Origin of the sequence: Lysinibacillus sp. FSL K6-0057 (assembly GCF_038630885.1) — a bacterium.
Taxonomy (GTDB): domain Bacteria; phylum Bacillota; class Bacilli; order Bacillales_A; family Planococcaceae; genus Lysinibacillus; species Lysinibacillus fusiformis_F.
In genome coordinates, this window is sequence record NZ_CP152047.1 from 2841511 (window position 1) to 2863882 (window position 22372).

The following is a 22372-nucleotide window of genomic DNA, read 5'->3' on the forward strand; positions in this document are numbered from 1 at the left end:
AGGATTTCAGTGAACTTTTTAAAGGTGATACACGTGAAAAAAATGCTTTTACTAATGTTGTCGGTCATTTAAACAATTATCACATAAATGAAGAATACTCATACTTATCTCCTCAGAAGATGTTTTTTCTTCTGTTCCTTCTTCCTCAACCGTTTCCGCAATGCCACAAATTTCACATAACCTAGACATGGTCGTTCCTCCTGAATAATCTCTTCATCTAACTTGTCACTGTATGACAAATTCCACGTACTACTTACTAGCTCCATCATTCTACCTTTAGAGTGTTCATACACGATGCATTAGTGAATTCGTTTTTCAGTCTCTTTCATTGCCTCCCCCATTCCATTCATAAAACGAATCATGGAACTAAGTGCAAAAGTTACATTTGGATCACGCATCGCTTTCCCTATCTCCCATAAACTGTGGGTTTGATTATTTTGGGTTTCAGTTAACCTTTCTATTCCGCGCTCAACACCTTGTAGTAGGTCTTGCAATTTGTCTGGTTCCAACTTTCCCAAAAATTGAATGGCATTCATGCCTGTTTTCATCAAGTGATGGATACTTGGTTGATCGAATTGTGATAGTGCTATCACACTAATCTCCTGTCTATTCTTCAATGCCCCTTGAATGATGTCTAAAATCCCTAACTCATGAATTTCATTCAATATATCTAAAAAGGTAGTGATTGGCTCCCGATTATCACTAATCACATCAAGGATTTGGTGTATTGACTGTTGCTTTTCTTCCTCTTTATCCATTATATATTTTTCAATGTTTGTAATCGCTTTGGCCATTATTATCTTCTCCTTCTTTAAGTAGATTAGGAATAGCTATCCAGTCATCACGCTTCCATTTATCTTCCACCCTAACACCTATTTGTGGCTTTTTATGACCGAAACGGTAGTTAACAGGAGGAAGTGGTGGTTCTCCTTCTCGTTCAAGGATCTCCATTTTAACGGACATTTCTTTATAGTTAGGCGTATGCGTGGTGTCATCATGGTAACTACTTGTTAGTCGATTAACGGATTGATGATCCTTTGATGAATTCATCGTTAGGTATAACTCTTTGCCTTTGACTCTATCCGTAACTAACACCCTTACTTCTACTTCGCCATATGGAGAAGAAAGACGAACCAAAGCACCATCTTTGATATCTTTTTCTTTAGCCAGTTCTGGAGAAACTTCTACCCATGGATTCGGGACCTTATGCGTTATTCCCGGAACTTTATAAGTCATATTCCCTTCGTGGAAATGTTCTAATAGACGTCCATTATTCAAATGTAAATCGAATTCTTTCGTTACTTTAAACATCGGTTTTTTCCACTCTACACAAACTAACCTAGCTTTACCATCTGGGAATGCAAAGCGGTCCGTAAATAATACTGGCGTGTCTTCCCCGTCAGGTTTAACAGGCCATAACTGGCTGTTAAAATCCTCTAATTTTTCATAACTGACACCTGCGAATAAAGGGGATAAACTCGCTGCTTCTGCCATAATCTCACTCGGATGCTTATAATTCCAATTCGCTCCCATTTTATTGGCCAAATCCTGAATAATCATCCAATCGGGCTTGGATTCACCAAGAGGATTAAAAACTTTGTATAACCGCTGAATACGACGTTCTGTATTCACGAACGTACCATCTTTTTCTAAGCTAGGAGATGCAGGTAAAACCACATCCGCATACTGTGCTGTTTTAGTGAAAAAGATATCTTGAACCACAAATAAATCTAATTTCTCGAATGTTGATTGTACATAATTAATATTAGAATCTATAACAGCCATATCTTCTCCAAATAAGTACAATGCTTTCAACTTCCCGTTATTGATTCCCTCCACCATTTGGTGATTATTGTATCCTGGGTCTTTAGGTAATTTCACTCCCCAAGCTTTTTCAAATCGCGCTCGGACTTTATCATCCTGTACTGGTTGATAACCTGGGAACCAATTAGGCATAGTACCAAAATCACAAGCTCCTTGTACATTGTTATGACCTCTTAAAGGATAGGCACCTGCATTAGATTTCCCAAAATTCCCAGTGATTAAAAGCAGATTACATATCGCTGTACTCGCTTCCGTTCCTCCAGCATGTTGCGTAATGCCCATTGCCCATAAAATGCATGTACCATCCGCATCACGAATCATAGTCGCAAGCTTTATCAAATCATGCTTTGTTAGCCCTGATTCTTTTTCAGCATATTCTAATGTATATTTTTGAATAGATTTTACATAATCATCAAAGCCATTTACTCTGCTTTTTAAAAATTCCTTCGCTTCCCAGCCTTGATCGATAATATATTTGGAAATAGCGGAAATCCATACAAAGTCAGTTCCTGGTTTGGGATGAAGGTACAAATCTGCTCTTTCTGCTAATTCATGCTTTCGTAAGTCTGCTACTGCCAACTTTTGGCCAAATAATTTATGAGCTCTTTTTACACGAGTTGATAGCACAGGGTGAGATTCTGTAGGATTTGCACCAATCACAAGTACTAAACCTGCATTGCTAATATCCTTTATCGTTCCTGAATCACCTGAGTATCCTACAGTTCTTAGTAAAGCCACAGATGCTGGAGACTGACAATATCTAGAACAATTATCAACATTGTTGGTTTGCATAATCGCTCGAGCAAATTTTTGGTAAATGAAATTATCCTCGTTTGTACATTTTGAGGAAGCAATAAAGCCGATTGAATCTGGCCCATATTTTTCCTTTGTTGCGGTTAGTTTATTGGCGATAAAAGAAAGTGCTTCATCCCATGTCGCTTCAACAAATTTTTCTCCCTTTCGGATTAACGGTTTTGTCAAACGCTCCTTACTATTAACAAAATCCCATCCCCATTTTCCTTTTACACAGGTTGAAATGCCATTGACAGGAGCCTCTGTTTTAGGCTGGACTTTTAGTATTTCACGTCCTTTTGTCCAAATTTCAAAACTACATCCTACTCCACAATACGTACATACGGTTTTCGTTTTATTAATCCGCGTTTTCCGCATACTGGCTTCAATTTCAGATATAGCAAAAATTTCTTTGTACCCTGGTTCTACCTTTTTTGTAATATTAACCATTGGCTCTAGAACCTTTGGCGGAATTCCAGTCAAATACCCCGCTTTACCAAGCATTGATTTTTCCATTAAGGCATTGCATGGACAAACCGTTACGCAGTGCCCACATGAAACGCAGGAAGACTGATCTATAGGTACATCATTGTCCCATATTACGCGTGGACTCTTGCGATTCCAGTCAATAGAAATAACCTCACTCACTTGAAGATCCTGACAAGCTTCAACACATTGCCCACAAAGTATACATTGATCTGGTTCATATCGGTATAATGGATGGGAGTTATCTGGCGGATATGGTTTTGGCTCAAATTCATATTTCTGATGCTCAATTTGCAAAAATTCAGCTGTATTATGCACGACACAATTTCCATTATTGTTATCGCAAACCGTACAATATAGTTCATGGTTTTTTAAAATACGTGACATCGCTTCATTTTGCGCTTCCTTCACTAAATCAGACGAAGTATTTACATTCATGTCTGGTTCACACTGCGTCGCACAGGCACGAACCAATTCTCCATTCACCTCAACAAAGCAAGTATCACATGTTTGAATCGACTGTAAATTAGGGTGCTTACATATATGAGGAATATAAACTTTTTGATCGGTAGCAATCTCCAAAATGCTTTTACCCACTTCAGCTTTGTAAGCTTTGCCATTAATATGTATTGAATGCTCACTCATTGTTTTTCCTCCGTTCAACTAGGACTCATTTTTCATGTCTTACACGACTTTGCTATTTCAGAAATGCACTTCCACACATCAAGGAAGTTGTTTAAAGATTACCCAAGAAAATGAAAACTATACATTCCCCGAATAAATATAAATACCATTTTATATAGCTATAAAATCGAATAAATTGAACGGAAAGAATCAATTAAATTGAATCGAAATAATCCATTGAAGAACGCATCCATAACCCTAAAGTCCTCAATCCCCTACTACCCAATAGCAGCATAATTGATAGTAACTGTATTTTTATAATTAACTTCAATTTCACTTCAAATTGAGAAGGTCTTCAAACCAAGAGCTATGGGGTAAAATAATGCTCTTGTATCAGATATTCAGCCTATTCACTGTATTAGTGAACCTTTTTCTGGTTATAACTTTAGAAAAAAATATAAGAGAAGGATACTATGAATCCATATGAAAACAGCCAAAAACAATTCAATCATCACATCTCCATCTCTCTTTCAAAGAATCTTGAAGTCCTAAAACAAAGGACTGGAAACAGCTCAGATATAATCATTCGACATTTAAAGCTTGGACATCATTCTAAGAGAAAAATCGCTATTGTTTATATTAAAGGAATGATTGACAGTCAATCTGTAAATGAATTTTTAATTGACGCTATGATTAATCACTCTGTTTTACAAGAAGAAGCTCTTAATCAGGATATAATTGAATGGCTTACTGAAGATGTTGTGGCGCTAAGTGAAATTAATAAAATTAATCATTGGGACGAATTATTCACATCATTAATGTCAGGTCATTCAATTATTCTGATCGATGGTATCAGCGAAGCTCTTTGTGTCAGCACGCAGAGCGATAATTGGCGTTCAATCCAAGAATCTACTACCAATGTTTCCATTCGTGGTTCAAAGGAAGCTTTTACAGAATCGATTGAGACAAATATCGCTATGGTTCGCAGGATTATTAATACACCCGATTTATGGACTGAATCCATGAAAATAGGTAAAGTGACTAAAACTGATGTTTCGATTATGTATATAAATGGAATAGCAAAAAATGAGGTAATTGAAGAAGTACGTATGCGCTTAGATAGGATCAACATCGATGCCATCCTTGAATCGGGCTATATCGAACAGTTGATTGAAGATCAATCTACTTCTACTTTTCCAACGATTAAACATTCAGACAGACCTGATGTCATCGCTGGAAATTTATTAGAAGGGAAAATTGCTATTTTCGTCAATGGCACACCCTTTGTATTACTTGTCCCCGCTCTTTTTATTAATTTTTTTCAATCTGTTGATGATTACTATGAACGTTTTGATATTATAACAGCCATTCGTTTTTTACGTATCCTTATCTTCTTTGTATCACTTGTTGGCCCAGCCATCTATATTGCTGCTACTACTTTTCATCAGGAGATGGTTCCAAACAAATTGGTTGTCATTATTGCCGCACAGCGAGAATCGGTACCTTTCCCCGCTTTTGTTGAGGCACTTATTATGGAAATTACATTTGAAATTTTAAGAGAAGCTGGCATCCGTATGCCAAAAGCAATAGGTTCCACGATTTCCATCGTAGGAGCTATTGTTATTGGTCAGGCGGCAGTACAAGCTGGCATTGTTTCACCAGCCATGGTGATTGTCGTTTCTATTACAGCAATCGCTAGTTTTGCGACTCCCTCCTATACAATCGCTATCTCAGCGCGCTTGATTCGATTTATATTTATGGTTAGTGCTGCAACATTTGGCTTTTTTGGCATTATTCTAGTATTTATCCTGCTAATTGTTCACTTAGTTAGTTTACGTTCATTCGGTGTTCCATACATGTCACCGCTCGCACCGTTCATCAGCGAAGATGCAGGCGATACAATTTTCCGAAAACCGATTTGGACTTATAAGAAGAGAGCACACTTGATAAGCGGAAAAAATAAGGTGAAACAAGGGAAACATCAAAAACCGCAACCTCCTAAGACCCGCAACATGGTGAATTCGAGCATAGAAAAAGGTGATTCCAATCAATCGTAGTTTTATTTTCTTTTATTTCATGATTATAAGTGTTTTCTTTGTTTCAGGTTGTTGGAGCCAAAAAGAATTAAATGACCTTTCCATCATATCCGCTATGGCTATTGATAAAAATGAAGAAGGACAATATATTGGAACCGTTCAACTGGTCAATCCAGGAAACGTGGCTGGTGGACTTCAGGGTGGTGGAGCGGGCCAAAGCCCAACTGTTACCGTCTACTCTGCTGAAGGGGGTAGTGTACTTGACTCCGAATTCAATTTAACGTCCAAAGTTTCCCGAAAACTGTACAAAGCTCATGCAAACCTAATCGTAATAAGTGATGAGATAGCAAAAGATGAGGGCATTGCAAAATTATTAGATGCATTTGAACGAGATCCTGAAATTCGAAATACTTCAAGGATTGTGATTGCTCAACATGCAAAAGCAGGAGATGTGCTTAAATCATTGACTGCCATTGACAGTATTCCGTCTGAGAAAGTAAACGGAATTTTGAAAGTAATTCAACAATCAAAAGGTGAAAATATGGAAGTCACTCTTCAGGAAGTCATAAAAACACTTACCACTGAGGGAAAAGAGCCTGTTCTCAGTGGTGTAAAAATATTAGGAGATATCAAAGAAGGTAAAAAAATTGAAAATGTTCAGCAAACTGAACTCTCTACCATTCTCGAATCAGATAGCTTAGCCATTTTCAAAGAAGGAAAGTTGATTGACTGGTATAAAGATGAAACTTCTAGAGGTGTGATTTGGATATTAGATAAAATCAAACAAACCAATGTTAGTTTGAACTGGAATGAAAAGGAAAAAAGTATTATTTATAAAGTGATCCGACAAAAAACAAAATTATCAGCTGCCACTCAAAATGCTCTCCCTACAATCACTATTCATGTCAACGTGGAAGGTGATATTCGTGAAGTCAGAACGCCAGTAGACTTAAAGGACCCAATGGTTATTCTGGATATGGAAAAGGAATTGGAAAATGAAATAAAGAGACAATTAGAAGAAACCGTTACGAGGACTCAGCAAAACAAAACAGATATTTTTGGTTTCGGAGAAGTTGTTCATCGTTCCGATCCTCGAAAGTGGAAAACGATGAAGGATAGTTGGAATGATACTTACTTCCCAAACTTAAAAGTTCAGGTGGAGGTAGATGCTTTTATACGCCGTACTGGTCTTAGATCCAATTCATTTCTTTCAGATATGAAAGAATAAACGCATGGAAACGGAGTGAGTATTTAATGGAAAAGGCAAAAATCAGCACACACCAGCTGTTCATCCTAATCATGTTGTTTGAATTTGGCAGTGCTTTACTGATTCCACTAGCCACTAATGTAAAACAAGATGCATGGATGGCTATTTTAATTGGATTAGTAGGTGGCCTTTTCCTTTTTTTAATTTACCACGGTCTTTATTCATACTATCCGAATATACCACTTACTGAATATTTACAAGTAGTACTAGGGAAATTTGTAGGAAGGTTTTTGGCATTCTTTTACGTACTCTACTTTATGTATATTGCAGCCAGAGTATTGCGAGATTTTGGCGAAATGTTGATTACGGTGTATTATCCAACAACACCTTTGTTTATCATCAATGCGTTGATGATTATGAGCGTGGTATATACAGTTCGAAAAGGTATTGAGGTTTTGGCACGCACAGGGGAAATTCTCTTCACCTTTATGATATTACTCGTTATCAGTGGCTTGATTTTGATAGCTATTTCTGGCATTAGCCAAATCTCTAATTTGCAACCTGTATTTGAAAATGGTGTAATGCCTGTTGTAAAAGCCGCATCTTCCACTCTTTTTTTCCCATATGGCGAAGTGATTGTGTTTACTATGCTTTTGCCCTATTTGAAGCAATCAGAAAGGGCGAAAAAAACGGGTTTACTCGCATTAGGATTAAGTGGTCTATTATTAGCCCTTATTACAGCTATCAATATCAGTGTGCTTGATGTGAGTATCATTTCACGTTCACCTTTTCCTCTCCTTTCTACTATCCAAACCATTGAGGTTGCCGGTTTCTTGGAAAGGATGGATGTTACATTTATGTTATTGTCAGTGCTTGGCGGATTCTTTAAGATCAGTATTTTTTCTTACGCGTCTGTGGTAGGCACAGCAAATTTATTTAAAATAAAGGATTCTTATAAGTTGGCCTATCCTATAGGGCTGGTCATCTTAGTCATTTCTATGACGATTGCCAGCAATTTTTCAGAACATATACGTGAAGGGCTAAAGGTCATCCCTCTTTATGTTCATCTCCCCTTTCAAATAATTATTCCAATTTTACTGCTGTTCATTGCTTTTCTCAAAAATAAAAAATGACATGTGAAGGATATGCTGATCTACAGTAATAAGCCGTATTCATTTTATGGAGTGTGATGATCAATTAAGATACTAGGTATTTTCACTTTGACGTTGGTCCTATTGACAGCATTTTCATTATCAATGGATATATTAATTGGGTTTGATATAAACACTTCCATTTTAAATGCTGTTAATCCATTTTCAGTCATGGAAACAACTGAAATTATTATTTTATTTCTTCTATTTCTATTTTTTATTTTTTCTATAAGCTCTTTTTTTCAGAGGAAGAAGGAAACAATGAAGGACGAAAAGGAAGATGAATCATAAAATATGCAGAAAAAATAAAACCAGATGCTCATGCGAGTACCTGGTTCTACAATGAAAAAATGCGATAATGTATAGTTATAATTTAAATTTACTAACAAGCCCTTGTAAATCCATTGACATGTTGGATAGATTGTTGGCTGCTGCCGAAATTTCCTCCATAAATGCTAGTTGTTCTTCTGTAGAAGCTGCAACGGATTGAGCGTTTGTAGATGACGCTCTTGACAAAGAAGCACTACTTGACACATTAGCAGAAACCTCTTGGGCACTAGCAGATATTTGTTCTGCTGTAGCTGCCATATCATCAATTTGTATTCCTACCTTCTCTAAGGCATTTGATATTAAATTAAAACTTTCCTCTGTTTTTTCAACGATCGAAAGACCTTCTTTAACATCTGATTTCACTTGATCCATCGAAGCGTTTGAACGAGCCATATCAACTTGAATTTCACTAATTAACGTTGAAATTTGAATGGAAGATTGTTGGGATTGTTCTGCTAGCTTGCGAACTTCTTCAGCAACTACAGCAAAACCTTTTCCATGTTCACCTGCTCTCGCCGCTTCAATAGCTGCATTTAATGCCAATAGATCTGTTTGATTAGCTATTTCTGTAATGACCTTCGTGATTTCTCCAATTTCCTGTGATCTTCTATCTAAAGACCTGATCGTCTTGTCGCTTTCATTCACTGAGTCATTGATGGCATGAATTTGTTGTACCGTCTTTTCAACAAATTCTCCTCCCATTTTTGCTTGAGTACTAGCTTGTGTGCCAGCTTCTGCAATTAAATTCGAATTTTCAGCTATATTTTGTACACCTAACGTCACTTCTTCTAAACTTTTGGAACTGACTTCTAGACTAGTGGTAGATGTCTCTGCACCTTCAGCTATGCGCTGAATGGCAGTGGTGATTTCACCTGTTGCTTGGCTGGTTTGTTCAGCACTGGCAGTTAAATCTTCTGATGAAGCAGCAACATGTTTGGACATATTCATTACTTCTTGCATCAACTTGCGTAAACTGATTACCATTGTATTTGTTGATTTAGCGAGAATGCCAACCTCATCCGTAGTATCAATATCTGCTGTTTGTGTTAAATCTCCATTCGCTACCTTCCCTACTAAAGTAACAATCTTATTCAATGGTCTTGCGATTTGTTGAGCAAGTAGATACCCTACCGTAATGCTAAATACAATGGCGATCAAAACGACAATGATTGTTGCTATTTTGGCTTTATGATATTGCTGATTTGACTCTGTATTTGACTTTTGGGCAAGCTCAACATTCAAATCAATAAGCTCTTGAATAATTCCTTCTACTCGACTACCTAATTCTTTGAATTCCGGGGCAATACGTAAGTATGCTTCTGTATCGTTTGCATAAGCAAATGTAATCGTCTTATCTAACACAGCATAATAGTCCTCTAATGCTGGATATAATTCATCCAGCAAGGCTTGTTCAGTATCAAGAATAATCGACCCATTCCCATAGGTCTTTAATTCCGTATCAATAGTGGCTTTTATTTCTTTAATTATTTCTTCAAACTCTTTCTTTTTTGAAGCTGTTTCACCCACGAATACTATATCACGGGTATTTACACGAAGACGCTGATACAATGTTTCCACATTACCAAGGTTTGTTAATGGAACAACACGTTGTTCAAACATAAACTGAAGCTGTTCGTTTGATTTGTTTAAATTAATTAATCCAAATACACCTATACCCCCTATAACAATACTCATTATGACAAATGCTGAAACTAACTTTACTGATGTTTTTAAATTTGACAATAGTTTCATGACGAATTCTCTCTCTCCCATATCTATTTAATTTTATTTAAGTCATAGGAATAATGAATCTCAGTATCTACTCATCATTTTCTGCACTTGAATATGTATAAAAAAATTACCTAATGAATTATCGTTGCTCAAAAAAATCCACCATGTTGTTGAAAAAAGATGATGTCAACGGCAGAAAAAGCAACTTTGCAAGGTGAGAGGTTGATTTCCGTTCCGCTAGCGTCCTTTCCAGGGGGCGTCCGAGGAGCCGCTTCACTCACTTACGTTCGCTCCAGGGTCTCCTCTGTGACGCTAAATCCCCTTGGAGTGACGCTGGCTCCACTCCAATCAACCATTCTGCAAAGTGTCTTTACTTTTTTCATAGTAGCATAGCGATTAAATCGCCCATTATTTGTATTCTTAGAGGGGATAAGCTTTTATTTTCAATGTGGAGAAGTCATGCGTGACAACACCTCTTCATAAAAAGTAGTGAACACCTCCACTTTATTTGAAAACCTTTGCTAAAAAAGTTAAATATTTATGGGTTAGAGTGGAAGGTTACTTGACTCCTGTGGGCTAGCGAGACAGGCAAAACTCTAAACGGAGCGGTAGCGGTGGAAGCGGTTCGGCGCTCGCCCACAGGAAAGCAAGTAGCCTGCAACGAAAATCCATTTCTACCTTTCAGTTGACTGTTTTGTTTTTCAACACTAAGACCATGTATAAACAGGCCTTGCTTAAAATCCAATCGACTTTATATATTTTATTAATATAAGAATTATATGCTAGCAAATAAAATAACTAACACTTATTACACTATTTTCACCATAACGAAAGCATCCTGGATTCATCATAGTAGTTGACGATATAAATCATCACTTCCACGTTCCATTTATATCGTTTGGAGTTACGTTAGGGAGATTGTTTAAAAGGAAGCTTCCATTTTAATTTATTGTTTACTGCTAACAAGCGAATCACTACTATAAAGATGACAATGACTGATAATTCAAGCGGGCTATCCCACCCTGCCCATATACAAAGAGCACATACAAATGTTAGGACAGCATGGATTTCTTCTCTTAATGCAAGTGGCGTTCTACCCGCTAACAAATCTCGAACCATGCCTCCGCCAACACCCGTAAACATCGACGCTATAATAATGATGCCGAGGTCGTGATGCAAGCTTTTTGCTAATAATCCCCCTTGAATAGCGAACGAAGCCAGTCCAATCGAATCAAAGAAATAGCCCCAGCGGTTCCAGTGGTGAATCCAATTCCTTTTGACAAATAAAATAGCCGTCAGCGTGACTAAAACGACTAATAAGGATTGCCGCTCCCATATATCTGACACAGGGATATCCAGTACAACGTTGCGGATAATGGAACCACCATAGGAAGTTGTAAGACCAAGCACAAATATGCCAATAAAAGAATATTTGGCCTGTAACGCAACAAATGCTCCACTAATGGCGTAGGCAATAATGCCAATGATATGTAATACTGACCATGTCACATAATCCATCTCCTTTTTAATATACAAAAAAGCCCACCATAAAATAGTTGCGCTTTGATTACGCAAACTATTTTATGGTGGGCTAATATTCTAGCAGTAGTACCTACTAATTTATCCATCTCACCATGTATCATAAAAAAATTATATAGAAGCTATGCAATAGTTAAATGACACAACGACCATAAAATTTCCTAGTTAAAATTGTAATTGATTTTTTTGTTAAACTCAATATGAATTTTTGATTATAGCGTTTCATACATGACTTGACCCATTTGAGAGACGTCATAATCTCCTAATGCAGCTACTTCCGATTGGAAATCAGGTGCATTCAAAATCTCTTTTACCGCATCAATTAGTGGTTGATTCTCAGGCGTTTTTAATAACACAATATCATAACGTTCGGTGACAACCGGTATAAAATCGACCTGGATAAGCTTGGCGATTTTTTCAATTCCTATCCCAACATCTGCACGTCCATTTGCGACAGCAGAGGCGACATCGAGGTGGCTCATTTCTTCCTTCGAATAGCCTGCAATCGTGGATGGTGCAATATCGTGAATGCGCAATTGCTCATCTAACAGAGTACGAGCCCCTGAACCTTTCTCACGATTGATAAGTGTGAATGTCTTAGTTTGAAAATCTTCAAATGTGCGAATTTCCAACGGATTCCCCTTTTGAACATAGAAACCCGCTTTACGTGATACGACATTGATAAGGACAAATGCATGGCTCACAAAGATCTTTTTTACATAAGGGGTATTATAATCTCCTGTATCCCCATCAAACATATGTAAGCTCGCAATATCACAGTCTCCATGATACAACGCCATCACACCATTAAAACTACCTTCATGTGAACGTAATACTTTCGTAGATCGTCGTTTCTCAATATATTTTGCTAAAATATCTAACACTAAATCTTGCCCACTTATAATAACTTTTGCGTGATTTTTAGTTGGAGTAGCTACGGATGCCTGTGGCACAGCTGGCGCACTACCTGTTTTTCGTTTTTGTATATAGGTTTGCAAGTCAGCACGATCTACCCGCATTTGCCGCCCTACACGGAAAACCGGCAAGTCTCCTTTTTTCACTAAATCATAAATCGTTAATTTTGAAACCTTTAATAATTGTGCAACCTCTTCAATCGTATAGGATTGTTCTTGTGACATGTAAAAGTTCTCCTCCTATAAGCCTCTATTTACATGGTAACGTATTTAAAGCTTTATGAACATCTTGAAATTTTTCTACCAATACTATCTTTCTTTTTTACTTATAACTGATTATAATTAGTTATGTCTTGTTATAACGAGTTATAAAAGGAGTATATTCATAGTGAAAAAATTTTATCGTTTATTTGCGACACTGTTAGTATTAGTTGGTCTTTTAGCAGCCTGTGGTAACCAAGAAAAAGAGGTGGCAACAAACGAACCTGTTGAATTAACGATTTCTGCCGCAGCTAGTTTACAGGATGCCTTAGAAGAACTGAAAACAACTTATGAACAGCAACACGATACAATCAACATCCTCTATAACTTTGGTGGTTCAGGTGCATTACAGCAACAAATTTTACAGGGTGCTCCTGCCGATCTTTTCTTTTCAGCAGCAGAAGATAAATTCGATGCTCTTGTAGAGAAAGAAATGATCGATCAAAAGCAAGGAACAGATCTTTTAGCCAATGAATTGGTATTAATCGTTCCTAAAAACAATGAAAAGCAAATTCAATCCTTTGAAGATTTACAACAAGCAGGAAAAATTGCACTCGGTACACCCGAAACGGTTCCTGCTGGGCAGTATGGCGTGGACACATTAAAAAATATGCAACTTTGGGATTCACTTGAATCGAAAGTAGTGTATACAAAAGATGTACGTCAAGTACTTACTTACACAGAAACAGAAAATGTGGATGCTGGAATGGTTTACAAAACAGACGCCCTTGTCTCTGATAAAGTCAATGTCGTTGCAACTGCCGATGATGCTATGCACGCACCAATTATTTATCCTGTAGGTGTTCTAAAAGCTAGTAAGCATGCGCAAGAGGCGGAAGATTTTTATCAATTCTTACAAAGTGATGAAGCTATGGATGTTTTTGAAAAGTATGGGTTTAAAGGGGCTCAATAAAAGATGAGTACCGATTTTTGGTCTCCACTTAGGCTTTCGATTGAAATAGCCTTTGTTGCAGGGATCATCGCTATTATAGCAGGTATTTTAATGGGTAAATGGATGGCAGCTCATCATTTCAAAGGCAAACTAGTGGTAGAAACGGTGTTGCTATTACCCTTAGTACTACCTCCTACAGTAGTCGGTTTCCTGCTCATCGTTATTTTCGGGAAAAATAGTCTGTTAGGAAATTTCATTATCTGGCTATTCGATCAACCTATCATGTTCACATGGTGGGCGGCTGTCATCGCTTCTACGATTGTTGCCTTTCCATTAATGTATCAATCGGCTAAAACTGGCTTTGCCTCTGTCGATCGAGATATTGAAAATGCAGCACGTGTGGATGGGGCGAATGAATGGCAGGTCTTTCTTTATGTGTCCATCCCCCTTGCATTAAAGGCACTTGTATCTGGTGGGATTCTAAGCTTCACACGAGCTTTAGGTGAGTTTGGAGCTACTCTCATGTTTGCGGGGAATATTCCAGGGAAAACACAAACAACACCGCTAGCGATTTATATGGCGATTGATTCGGGAAACATGACTCTTGCCTGGACATGGGTTTTGTGCATGATCGCTATTTCCTTCCTTTTGCTTCTTAGCATTCATATCCTGAAAGTATAAAAGAGGTAGTTGGCTTGAACCAACTACCTCTTTTTGATCATCCCCCACTGATGGGTGGAATAAAGGCGATTGTGTCGCCAGATTTGACAATTGTGGTATCCGTTGCAAATTCCTCATTAATCGCCGTCATTATCTGTTGTAATGATAGCTGGGGATAGTGCTTTTCCATCCACTCTTTTAATTGCGCAACTGTCACATCTGACAGCTCTACTGTTAGCTTTGACTCACCAACCGCTTCCTGTAGATGGGCAAATAATAAAATGTTAATCACCGTTTTCCTCCTCCTGAATGGCTGGTTTCCCTTGTGGATAGGGAATATTTTCTAATTGATCACCAATCCATTCTGTCCCGTCCTCCCAATGTTCTTTTTTCCAAATCGGCACAATTTGTTTTATGCGATCAATTGCATATTCATTCGCCATATAAGCTATTTTACGATGTGGTGATGACACAGCAATCACTACAGCAATATCAGAAATAGCTAAATGACCAACACGATGGGTGATGGCCACTTTTGCTTCTGGCCACTCTTCTTGTATTTCCTTCGCAATCTGTTCAAACATTTTAATCGCCATCGCAGGATAGGCTTGGTATTCCAAATGCATTGTTTTTTTACCATTCGTCATTTCACGCACGGTGCCGATGAATAATGTAATGGCCCCCGCATTTCGACTAAGGACTTTTTGTCTTACTTCCTCCACATCAATCGGTTGATCGATAATTTCAAATAACGCTTTCGTCATAGTTTTCCCCTCATTTCTGTCAACAAAAATTCCATATATTGTGTTTCTTCATGAATAGAAAAAGCTGGGATTGTTAAGGATGGATTGAGTGGATAGCTTGGCCAATAAATCACACAGAGAATATTGGTTACTTGCTGTAGCAGCACTTGATCCTGAGCAGTGCGCAGCAACACAACCTTCGGATAATGTTCATTTTTATACCCTTCAATCAGTATGATATCCAGTGGAAGGGACTCATAGATTGTTAGTATATCAGCCAATTGCCAGCTATCTTGGTGAATACTCATACGTAAAGTACCTGCCCCCTCCACTGCTGTGACAACCGCACCTGCCAGCTCATGACGACTACTATCCTTCGAGGTTTCGATCATCGGCACACCACCATGTCCGTGATGCTTAATGGCTCCTACTCGTAGCCCTTCCATTGTAGCCTGCTTGATCAATTGCTCCATCAATGTCGTTTTCCCACTATTTTGATAGCCAACTATCTGTAAGATTTTTCGATGTTGTCCCAAGGCCACTCACTTCCCTGCAAATCTTCTAGCAAAAGGACATCCACTTGCATACCCTTTTCATAGCCTCTAGAGCCACCTGGTAAAACAATGAACGCATTGGCTGTCGCTAAAGATGAAACTGCACTCGATTTATCAAAGCCAGACGGGACAGTGACGAGCTGCCCTTTTTCATAATAGATACTAGCTCGTACAAAGCGTGTAAAGGGATTAGGCTTTGTAAAATCCGCCCCTAAAATAGCTTGCTCTCTGCGTAAATGGGGTTGCTTATTCCTATATGCAGTGCGAATAATTGGGCGTACAAATAGCTCAAAGCCAACATAGCAGGCTGAGGGATTACCAGAAAGTCCAAATAATAATTTGTCATTGCGAGCCGCAACCGTCGTCACACTACCTGGACGCATCGCTACTTTATTGAACAATACCTTTGCATCAATCGCCTCGTAAATGGCTGGTAAATAATCATAATCACCTACGGAAACGCCTCCTGTTGTAATTAAAATATCTACTTCCTGTAAGGCTTTTTCGACGTTTTCAATACATAATGTAAGATCATCGCTAAACTTGCCAAAATATTTTACTTCTGCCCCAGCACGCTCAATCTGCGCCATCATCATATACGCATTACTATTTCGAATTTTGCCTGGCTGTAAAGATTCACCTGGCTCTAGTAATTCGCTACCAGTGGCAATCACACCAATAACCGTTTTACGAAAAACGGGTACTTGCTCATAGCCAAAAGTAGCAAGTAAGGCCATCACACCCGGGTTAATATATTGGCCTTGTTCAATGAGGACTGCGCCTTGCTGCACATCTTCCCCTTTATAGGAAATATTAGTACCTGCTTCAAAAGACCGTTTAATCGACATATACTTCTGATTATTTTCTTCAAATGTATGGGTTAATTCTAGCATGACCACTGCATCACACCCTTGTGGTATCGGTGCTCCCGTCATAATACGGACAGCTTGATGATCCCCAACTACTTCGTCATAGACATAGCCTGCCCCAATTTCCCCAACAACTTGAAAACGGACGGGATGCTGTGAAGAGGCTTCTTGACTATCAATGGAACGAATGGCATAGCCATCATACGGCGAACGATCAAAGGCTGGTACATCATGATCAGCTTTAACAGCTTCTGCGATAAATCGCCCATGAGCTTGTGTTAATGACACATGCTCCTTTTTTGCTTGAAAGGCGTAGTCCATTACACCATGAACAGCTTCTGCCACAGGAATTGGTTGTCTTTTTTCTAACATTTGGCACACTCCTTTATCCTAATAAACGATAATAAATGTTTTTAGCTTTTTGTATATCTTGTATACCATGTATTACTACTCGCCCATCTTGGAAAATAACGATTCGGTAATCTTCAGCTTGGCAAGATAGCAAATAAGGATTGACCTGAATTTCACCATAGGAACGAAGCTGGTTTGCCAGTTGGTCGAACGAATAGTGAATGGGCTTTGGTGGTCGAATTTGGACCGCGTCACGGCCACAAAGTATCTGTAATTTAGTTTGATTTTCATAGGACAGGTAAGGATATGTCGGCTTATCGCCACAAGATGGACAATCAGGCTGCCTTATTTTCTCTACATTGATTTCATAGTGTTGATTTTGCCAAACATCAAACGTTAAGTAGCTTTTTCGTAAGGCTTTCTCATCCCCAACAAGCAGTTTTAAAACCTCTGCCACTTGATAAGCAGCTACGATTTGGACCGTTGGGCTAATAATTCCTACCGTATCACAAGTCATCCCAGTATGGGGCATCACGTTTAATAAGCAATGCAAACAAGGTGTTTTGCCTGGTACAATCGTATAGGTCGCACCATAACTTCCAACACAAGAGCCATATACCCAAGGAATACGATACTTTTGTGCAAGGTCATTCATGACAAAGCGAACATCAAAATTATCGGTCGCATCGACCATCACATCTACATCTTCTAGCAATGGTAGCAAGGACTCGGTACAAGCATCCATAATGCCGACATGGATTTCTACCTCTGTGTTAATTTGTTGAAGGCGCTTTTTAGCTGCGATGACTTTAGGCATTTTTTCTTGTGCATCTAGCTCTGTATATAATTGCTGTCTTTGTAAGTTGCTCCACTCTACATAATCACGATCAATGAGGGTCAGCCTACCAATACCAGCACGCACAAGTGCTTCTGCGCTAGCACTCCCCAATGCACCCGCACCTATCATAAGGACGTGTTTTTGTTGGAGGGACTGTTGCCCTGTTTGTCCGATAGGGTGAAATAATTGTTGTCTAGAATATCTATTTTGCATAAGTATGAGGCCTTTCTTTCTATGAATTTTCGTTTGACCTTTTCATTTATAGCATTATAATAAAAGCAATGTTTTTTAGCAAAACGCATTTGAAGGAGGTCCTACCTGTGCATCCCACACATCAACAGCAACCAATCCAAGTTGCTATTTTAACGGTCAGTGACACACGCACAAAGACAGATGATCATGCTGGTCAACGTATTCAGTCCTTGCTTCAAGAAGCTGCCTTTGAAGTAGTGGACTACCAACTAACAAAGGATGAACCACTGGATATCGCTCGTCATGTTACAAATTGGTGCAGTGATCCAACAATTAATACCATTATCGTCACTGGTGGAACAGGATTTACACCAAGAGATCAAACCTATGACACCATTCTGCCTCTGTTTGAAAAAGAAATGATGGGGTTTGGTGAATTATTTCGAACGCTTAGCTATGAAGAAATTGGCCCAAGAGCGATGTTTAGTCGTGCCACTGCTGGGAGTCTTCAGCAAACAGCCATTTATGTTTTACCAGGTTCCACTAATGCGGTGACTTTAGCTATGACGAAGCTTATAGTGCCTACTGTTCAACATTTTGTCGGTGAGTTGCATCGCTTATGAAAATTGCTGGTATTGTGTTAGCTGGCGGTCAATCCTCTCGCTATGGTCAGCCAAAAATGTTTGAGACATTTGCTGGGCAGCCTTTATATAAGCATAGTCTCATAGCCCTGCAAAAAAATCAGCTAGATCCTCTTATTATTGCTACAAATGCGCACTTACAACATCAGTTTGGACAGGAAAATGTCCAATGGGTCATTGAAAAGCAGCCACATCAAGGCCCTCTTTTTGCCCTGCATCATATCATGATAGCCTATCCTGATGTGGAATGGTTTTTTGTCGTAGCGAGCGATATGCCTTATATGAATGCAGAATTTATCCAAAAAATGCTAGGGCTGATTAATGACAGTTATGATGCCATTGTTCCGACGCAAGCGCTACGCGATCAGCCACTAGCTGCATTATACCGACGTACTGCTTTACCAAAGGCGACACAATTAACGGCACAAAACAAACGGAGTATGAAAGTGCTTTTAGAGCAACTTCGTGTCTGCTATGTCCCTTTTGATGACGATAGCTCAACATTTATCAATATCAATGCACAACAAGACTGGTCACAAACAAGTAAAAAGGAGTCTAACAATGAATAATTTTACACACTGGAACGAAGAAGGTCGTCCTAAAATGGTCGATATCTCGGCAAAAGAAATCACAACACGTACAGCCATTGCTCGCAGTACGATTATATTATCCGATGCGGTCTATGAAGCCATCCAACAAGGTGGCATTAAAAAAGGTGATCCGACGCAAGTTGCGCAAATTGCTGGGATTATGGGTGCTAAAAAAACGGCTGATATCATTCCCATGTGCCATCCCATCATGCTACAGGGCACAGACTTCCAGTTTGACTATGAAAAAGCAGAAAATGGCTATGAGCTCCATATTCAAGCCACTGTTAAATGTAGTGGAAAAACGGGTGTTGAAATGGAAGCCCTCACTGCTGTGTCGATCGCTGCACTAACTTTTTATGATATGTGTAAAGCCGTTGATAAGACGATGGTCATTAAAGAAACCTATCTTGTTGAAAAAACTGGTGGGAAAAGTGGCACTTTTGTGCATAAATAAACAGAAAAAATTCGGCATGATTGTGCCGATTTTTTTCTGCTTTTTTACACGCTACCCCCCAATGTGAGACATTTCAATTTTTGACGTTTTCCTTTTTGCCATGGTTTGTTCATTACGTTCATCTGAATAACGATCATTTCTTGTTTCCCAAACATTCGTAATACACTTGATGATAGCTGCATCATCTTGCCCTGAACGTAATAGTTCTCTTAAATCCGTGCCTTCTGTCGCAAATAAACAGGTGTATAATGATCCTTCTGCAGAGAGACGAGCACGTGAGCAATTAGAGCAGAAAGAATCCGTCACAGACGAGATTACACCAATCTCACCTTGGGCATCTTGATATTGATAACGCGTTGCCACTTCTCCTTTATAATTGGGGGCTACTGGCTGTAACGGTGAAATCTGATTGATTTGCTCAATAATATCTTTTTTGGACACCACATCATCCAAGCGCCAGCCGTTCGAATTCCCTACATCCATATATTCTATAAAGCGTAGAATATGTTGTTTTTCTTTGAAAAATTGTGCCATTGTAACAATATCTTGTTCATTTTTCCCTTTTTGAACAACCATATTAATTTTTACTTGTAAGCCCGCTTCTGCAGCCTTTTCAATTCCCTCTAACACAGGCAATACCTTGCCTCGATGACCATTCATTTCAAAAAAACGCTCATCATCAAGTGAGTCTAGACTAACCGAAACTCGGGCTAAGCCTGCTTGTGCCAATGGCTGTGCGTATTTTTTTAATAACGAACCATTGGTTGTTAAAGCAATATCTTCTACACCCTCTATGCGGTGAATACGGGCAATTAATTCGGGCAAATCACGACGTAACAATGGTTCCCCGCCTGTAATTCGTATTTTTTTCACGCCCAATGAAACAAAGATTTTTACTAATCGTTCAATTTCATCAAAACTTAATATTTTATCAGATGGTAAAAATGCGTAATCTGGACCAAATACTTCTGCTGGCATACAATAGCGACAACGAAAATTACAACGATCTGTCACGGATATTCTTAAATCTCTTAACGGTCTGTGTAATTGGTCTTGTAGATTCGTCATTTAATCTCCTTCTTTCAATTCATTAGCTGGTAATAGGATGCGTTGTGGATGTGTATAAATATTCAATGCGTGTTGTCGAATAAAGCCAACCGTCGTAATACCAAGCTGCTCCGCTAATTGCAATGCTAATTCGGTTGGTGCTGATTTAGATAGTACGATGGCACAGCCTATTTTGGAAACCTTTAGTAAAATCTCCGATGATATTCGTCCGCTAAAGACGATGATTTTATCTTCCATACGGATATTGTTACGTAGGCAATAGCCGTAAATTTTATCTAAAGCATTATGACGACCAATGTCCATGCGACTTAAGACAATGCCATTCACATCACATAGTGCAGCATTATGCACGCCACCCGTTTTCTTAAAAATGTCGGCATCATCCTGCATCTCGTGCATTAAGCGGAAGCAATCCTCGGTCGTTATTTGCACATGGACTTCATCCATTTTTTTGGCTACTAATGCATCATTCGTAAACACAAACCCTTGTCGACTCATCCCACAGCAAGAGGTAATATAGCGCTTGTTTTGCGTCTGTTGGTAATAAGGATTGACATGCTTTGTTTTAATATGCACAAAACCTTCTTTCTCCTGGTGCCAAATTTCTTCAATATCCTCAAAGCTACGAATGACTCGTTCAGATGCTAAGTAGCCGATAACCATATCTTCCACATACTCTGGTGTACATACCATTGTGACAAATTCTTGCTGATTTATTTTTACGGTCACCGCGTATTCTGAGACGATTAAATCATCCATTTCTTTCACCTGTTGTCCTTCAACACGCACAATTTTTCTTGTTATTGCTCGATCCATAAGGCATCCCCTTTATTCACTGATATTCTTTTCAAAAACAAAGACGGAAATCGCAAAATCCTCTTCAATTTTAATATCTGAAAATAAGTGAAGTAATTTGCTGCCCATCAATTCTTCCATACCCTCTGGTGGCGATTGTGTATATAAATCTTGAATCATACTCGTCCTTGCAGCATGCACCATTTTCAGTCCTTCAGGTGTACTGGCAATAAATTTTTCTGTCGGTGTGATATTCCCGTATAAAGTAGAGACAGCCATATTCTCGACAAAAACGGTATGAATACGTTCAGGACCTTTACCAAACACTTCCTTGCGTAACTTTCGAATCATGTCATTAAATTCATGTATTTTTTTAGACATAGCAACGATTCTCCCATCGTAATTAAACTTTTTTTAGGCAAATGGTTATGTGGGCCACCCTTACAGTTTGTTAATGATATAGCAACTTTTAAAAAAATAAAAGAGAAAATACTTCTTGATAATAATTCTCATTTAATAAATTTTATGATAAATATTGTTCATTTTGAAGGAAAGGGCTATAATATTCATATCACAAATGGAATTGATTTATTTTGAACCCTATGTCACGATGTTGCATAGTGTTTTTAATATTTGAATTCTATTGTTATTAAAAAATAAAAGTAGATTGAGTTTTTAGCAAGGCCTGCTAAGAATTTTATCCACCATGAATTATTAGCATGTCTAGAACATGTAATTTCATGGTGGATTTTTTTATTTTTTTTGAATAGCCGAGACATGGATAACTTGTTATGATCTAGCAATTTGCCTATTTTGAGGTAGCTTCAAGA

At 38.5% G+C, this 22372-nt stretch carries 22 protein-coding genes; 8 read left to right on the forward strand and 14 right to left on the reverse strand.

Annotation, left to right across the window (positions count from 1 at the left end):
• Window positions 1-51: 51 nt before the first annotated feature.
• From MHB40_RS13985 to fdhF, 3 genes are all read right to left on the reverse strand, one after another.
• Window positions 52-189, reverse strand: a complete 138-nt coding sequence (locus tag MHB40_RS13985) for a hypothetical protein (RefSeq protein WP_342440767.1) — start codon at window positions 187-189, stop codon at window positions 52-54.
• A gap of 110 nt (window positions 190-299) precedes the next feature.
• Window positions 300-794 carry a hypothetical protein gene (locus MHB40_RS13990; protein ID WP_342532575.1) on the reverse strand — a complete coding sequence of 165 codons (495 nt, stop codon included), beginning with the start codon at window positions 792-794 and terminating at the stop codon, window positions 300-302.
• Entirely contained in the window at window positions 769-3747 is a 2979-nt protein-coding gene (gene fdhF, locus MHB40_RS13995; protein WP_342532576.1) for a formate dehydrogenase subunit alpha, read from the reverse strand. Before fdhF ends, MHB40_RS13990 begins: the two co-directional genes overlap by 26 nt.
• A 452-nt stretch (window positions 3748-4199) precedes the next feature.
• On the opposite strand from fdhF, the gene MHB40_RS14000 reads away from it, so the two are divergent.
• Genes MHB40_RS14000 through MHB40_RS14010 form a run of 3 tightly spaced genes read left to right on the forward strand, consistent with a single transcriptional unit; the run spans window position 4200 to window position 8102 of the window.
• Window positions 4200-5783 carry a spore germination protein gene (locus MHB40_RS14000; RefSeq protein WP_342532577.1) on the forward strand — a complete coding sequence of 528 codons (1584 nt, stop codon included), beginning with the start codon at window positions 4200-4202 and terminating at the stop codon, window positions 5781-5783.
• Window positions 5764-6990 (forward strand): Ger(x)C family spore germination protein, encoded by a 1227-nt coding sequence (locus MHB40_RS14005; protein ID WP_342532578.1) that lies wholly within the window; start codon window positions 5764-5766, stop codon window positions 6988-6990. The genes MHB40_RS14000 and MHB40_RS14005 overlap by 20 nt, the downstream gene beginning before the upstream one ends.
• A 26-nt stretch (window positions 6991-7016) precedes the next feature.
• Entirely contained in the window at window positions 7017-8102 is a 1086-nt protein-coding gene (locus tag MHB40_RS14010) for a GerAB/ArcD/ProY family transporter (RefSeq protein ID WP_342440772.1), read from the forward strand.
• A gap of 384 nt (window positions 8103-8486) precedes the next feature.
• Here MHB40_RS14010 and MHB40_RS14015 read toward each other — a convergent pair whose 3' ends face one another.
• From MHB40_RS14015 to MHB40_RS14025, 3 genes are all read right to left on the reverse strand, one after another.
• Window positions 8487-10202, reverse strand: coding sequence for a methyl-accepting chemotaxis protein (locus MHB40_RS14015; RefSeq protein WP_342532579.1), 1716 nt, complete (start codon window positions 10200-10202; stop codon window positions 8487-8489).
• 888 nt (window positions 10203-11090) lie between these two features.
• A complete protein-coding gene (locus MHB40_RS14020) occupies window positions 11091-11699 on the reverse strand; it encodes a trimeric intracellular cation channel family protein (protein WP_342443745.1) in 609 nt (202 codons plus the stop codon).
• Between the two features lie 233 nt (window positions 11700-11932).
• The gene (locus tag MHB40_RS14025; RefSeq protein ID WP_342532580.1) at window positions 11933-12859 is read right to left on the reverse strand and encodes a helix-turn-helix transcriptional regulator; all 927 of its coding nucleotides are present in this window, start codon (window positions 12857-12859) and stop codon (window positions 11933-11935) included.
• A gap of 163 nt (window positions 12860-13022) precedes the next feature.
• Here MHB40_RS14025 and modA point away from each other — a divergent pair, with 163 nt between their 5' ends.
• Window positions 13023-13808 (forward strand): molybdate ABC transporter substrate-binding protein, encoded by a 786-nt coding sequence (gene modA / locus MHB40_RS14030; protein ID WP_205444010.1) that lies wholly within the window; start codon window positions 13023-13025, stop codon window positions 13806-13808.
• Between the two features lie 3 nt (window positions 13809-13811).
• Window positions 13812-14468 (forward strand): molybdate ABC transporter permease subunit, encoded by a 657-nt coding sequence (gene modB, locus MHB40_RS14035; protein WP_205444011.1) that lies wholly within the window; start codon window positions 13812-13814, stop codon window positions 14466-14468.
• A gap of 37 nt (window positions 14469-14505) precedes the next feature.
• Here the strand turns inward: modB and moaD are convergent, their stop codons facing one another.
• From moaD to MHB40_RS14060, 5 genes are read right to left on the reverse strand one after another with little or no spacing between them, the layout of a single operon-like run.
• Entirely contained in the window at window positions 14506-14739 is a 234-nt protein-coding gene (gene moaD, locus MHB40_RS14040; protein ID WP_205444013.1) for a molybdopterin converting factor subunit 1, read from the reverse strand.
• Complete coding sequence (locus MHB40_RS14045) at window positions 14732-15211, reverse strand: molybdenum cofactor biosynthesis protein MoaE (RefSeq protein WP_342532581.1); 480 nt, start codon at window positions 15209-15211, stop codon at window positions 14732-14734. The genes moaD and MHB40_RS14045 overlap by 8 nt, the downstream gene beginning before the upstream one ends.
• Window positions 15208-15726 (reverse strand): molybdopterin-guanine dinucleotide biosynthesis protein B, encoded by a 519-nt coding sequence (mobB, locus tag MHB40_RS14050; RefSeq protein WP_342532582.1) that lies wholly within the window; start codon window positions 15724-15726, stop codon window positions 15208-15210. Before mobB ends, MHB40_RS14045 begins: the two co-directional genes overlap by 4 nt.
• Window positions 15696-16985 (reverse strand): gephyrin-like molybdotransferase Glp, encoded by a 1290-nt coding sequence (glp, locus tag MHB40_RS14055; protein ID WP_342440777.1) that lies wholly within the window; start codon window positions 16983-16985, stop codon window positions 15696-15698. Before glp ends, mobB begins: the two co-directional genes overlap by 31 nt.
• Before the next feature lie 13 nt (window positions 16986-16998).
• Window positions 16999-18015, reverse strand: a complete 1017-nt coding sequence (locus MHB40_RS14060) for a thiazole biosynthesis adenylyltransferase ThiF (RefSeq protein WP_342440778.1) — start codon at window positions 18013-18015, stop codon at window positions 16999-17001.
• Window positions 18016-18122: 107 nt separating this feature from the next.
• On the opposite strand from MHB40_RS14060, the gene MHB40_RS14065 reads away from it, so the two are divergent.
• From MHB40_RS14065 to moaC, 3 genes are read left to right on the forward strand one after another with little or no spacing between them, the layout of a single operon-like run.
• Complete coding sequence (locus MHB40_RS14065; RefSeq protein ID WP_342440779.1) at window positions 18123-18617, forward strand: molybdenum cofactor biosynthesis protein B; 495 nt, start codon at window positions 18123-18125, stop codon at window positions 18615-18617.
• On the forward strand, window positions 18614-19204 hold the full coding sequence (locus MHB40_RS14070) for a molybdenum cofactor guanylyltransferase (RefSeq protein ID WP_342440780.1): 591 nt from the start codon (window positions 18614-18616) through the stop codon (window positions 19202-19204). Before MHB40_RS14065 ends, MHB40_RS14070 begins: the two co-directional genes overlap by 4 nt.
• Entirely contained in the window at window positions 19197-19679 is a 483-nt protein-coding gene (gene moaC / locus MHB40_RS14075; protein WP_036120641.1) for a cyclic pyranopterin monophosphate synthase MoaC, read from the forward strand. The genes MHB40_RS14070 and moaC overlap by 8 nt, the downstream gene beginning before the upstream one ends.
• Before the next feature lie 51 nt (window positions 19680-19730).
• Here the strand turns inward: moaC and moaA are convergent, their stop codons facing one another.
• From moaA to MHB40_RS14090, 3 genes are read right to left on the reverse strand one after another with little or no spacing between them, the layout of a single operon-like run.
• Window positions 19731-20747 (reverse strand): GTP 3',8-cyclase MoaA, encoded by a 1017-nt coding sequence (moaA, locus tag MHB40_RS14080; protein ID WP_342440781.1) that lies wholly within the window; start codon window positions 20745-20747, stop codon window positions 19731-19733.
• Window positions 20748-21563, reverse strand: coding sequence for a formate dehydrogenase accessory sulfurtransferase FdhD (gene fdhD / locus MHB40_RS14085; protein ID WP_342440782.1), 816 nt, complete (start codon window positions 21561-21563; stop codon window positions 20748-20750). It lies immediately after the preceding gene.
• Between the two features lie 12 nt (window positions 21564-21575).
• Complete coding sequence (locus MHB40_RS14090; protein WP_036120650.1) at window positions 21576-21923, reverse strand: DUF2294 domain-containing protein; 348 nt, start codon at window positions 21921-21923, stop codon at window positions 21576-21578.
• Window positions 21924-22372: the final 449 nt, after the last annotated feature.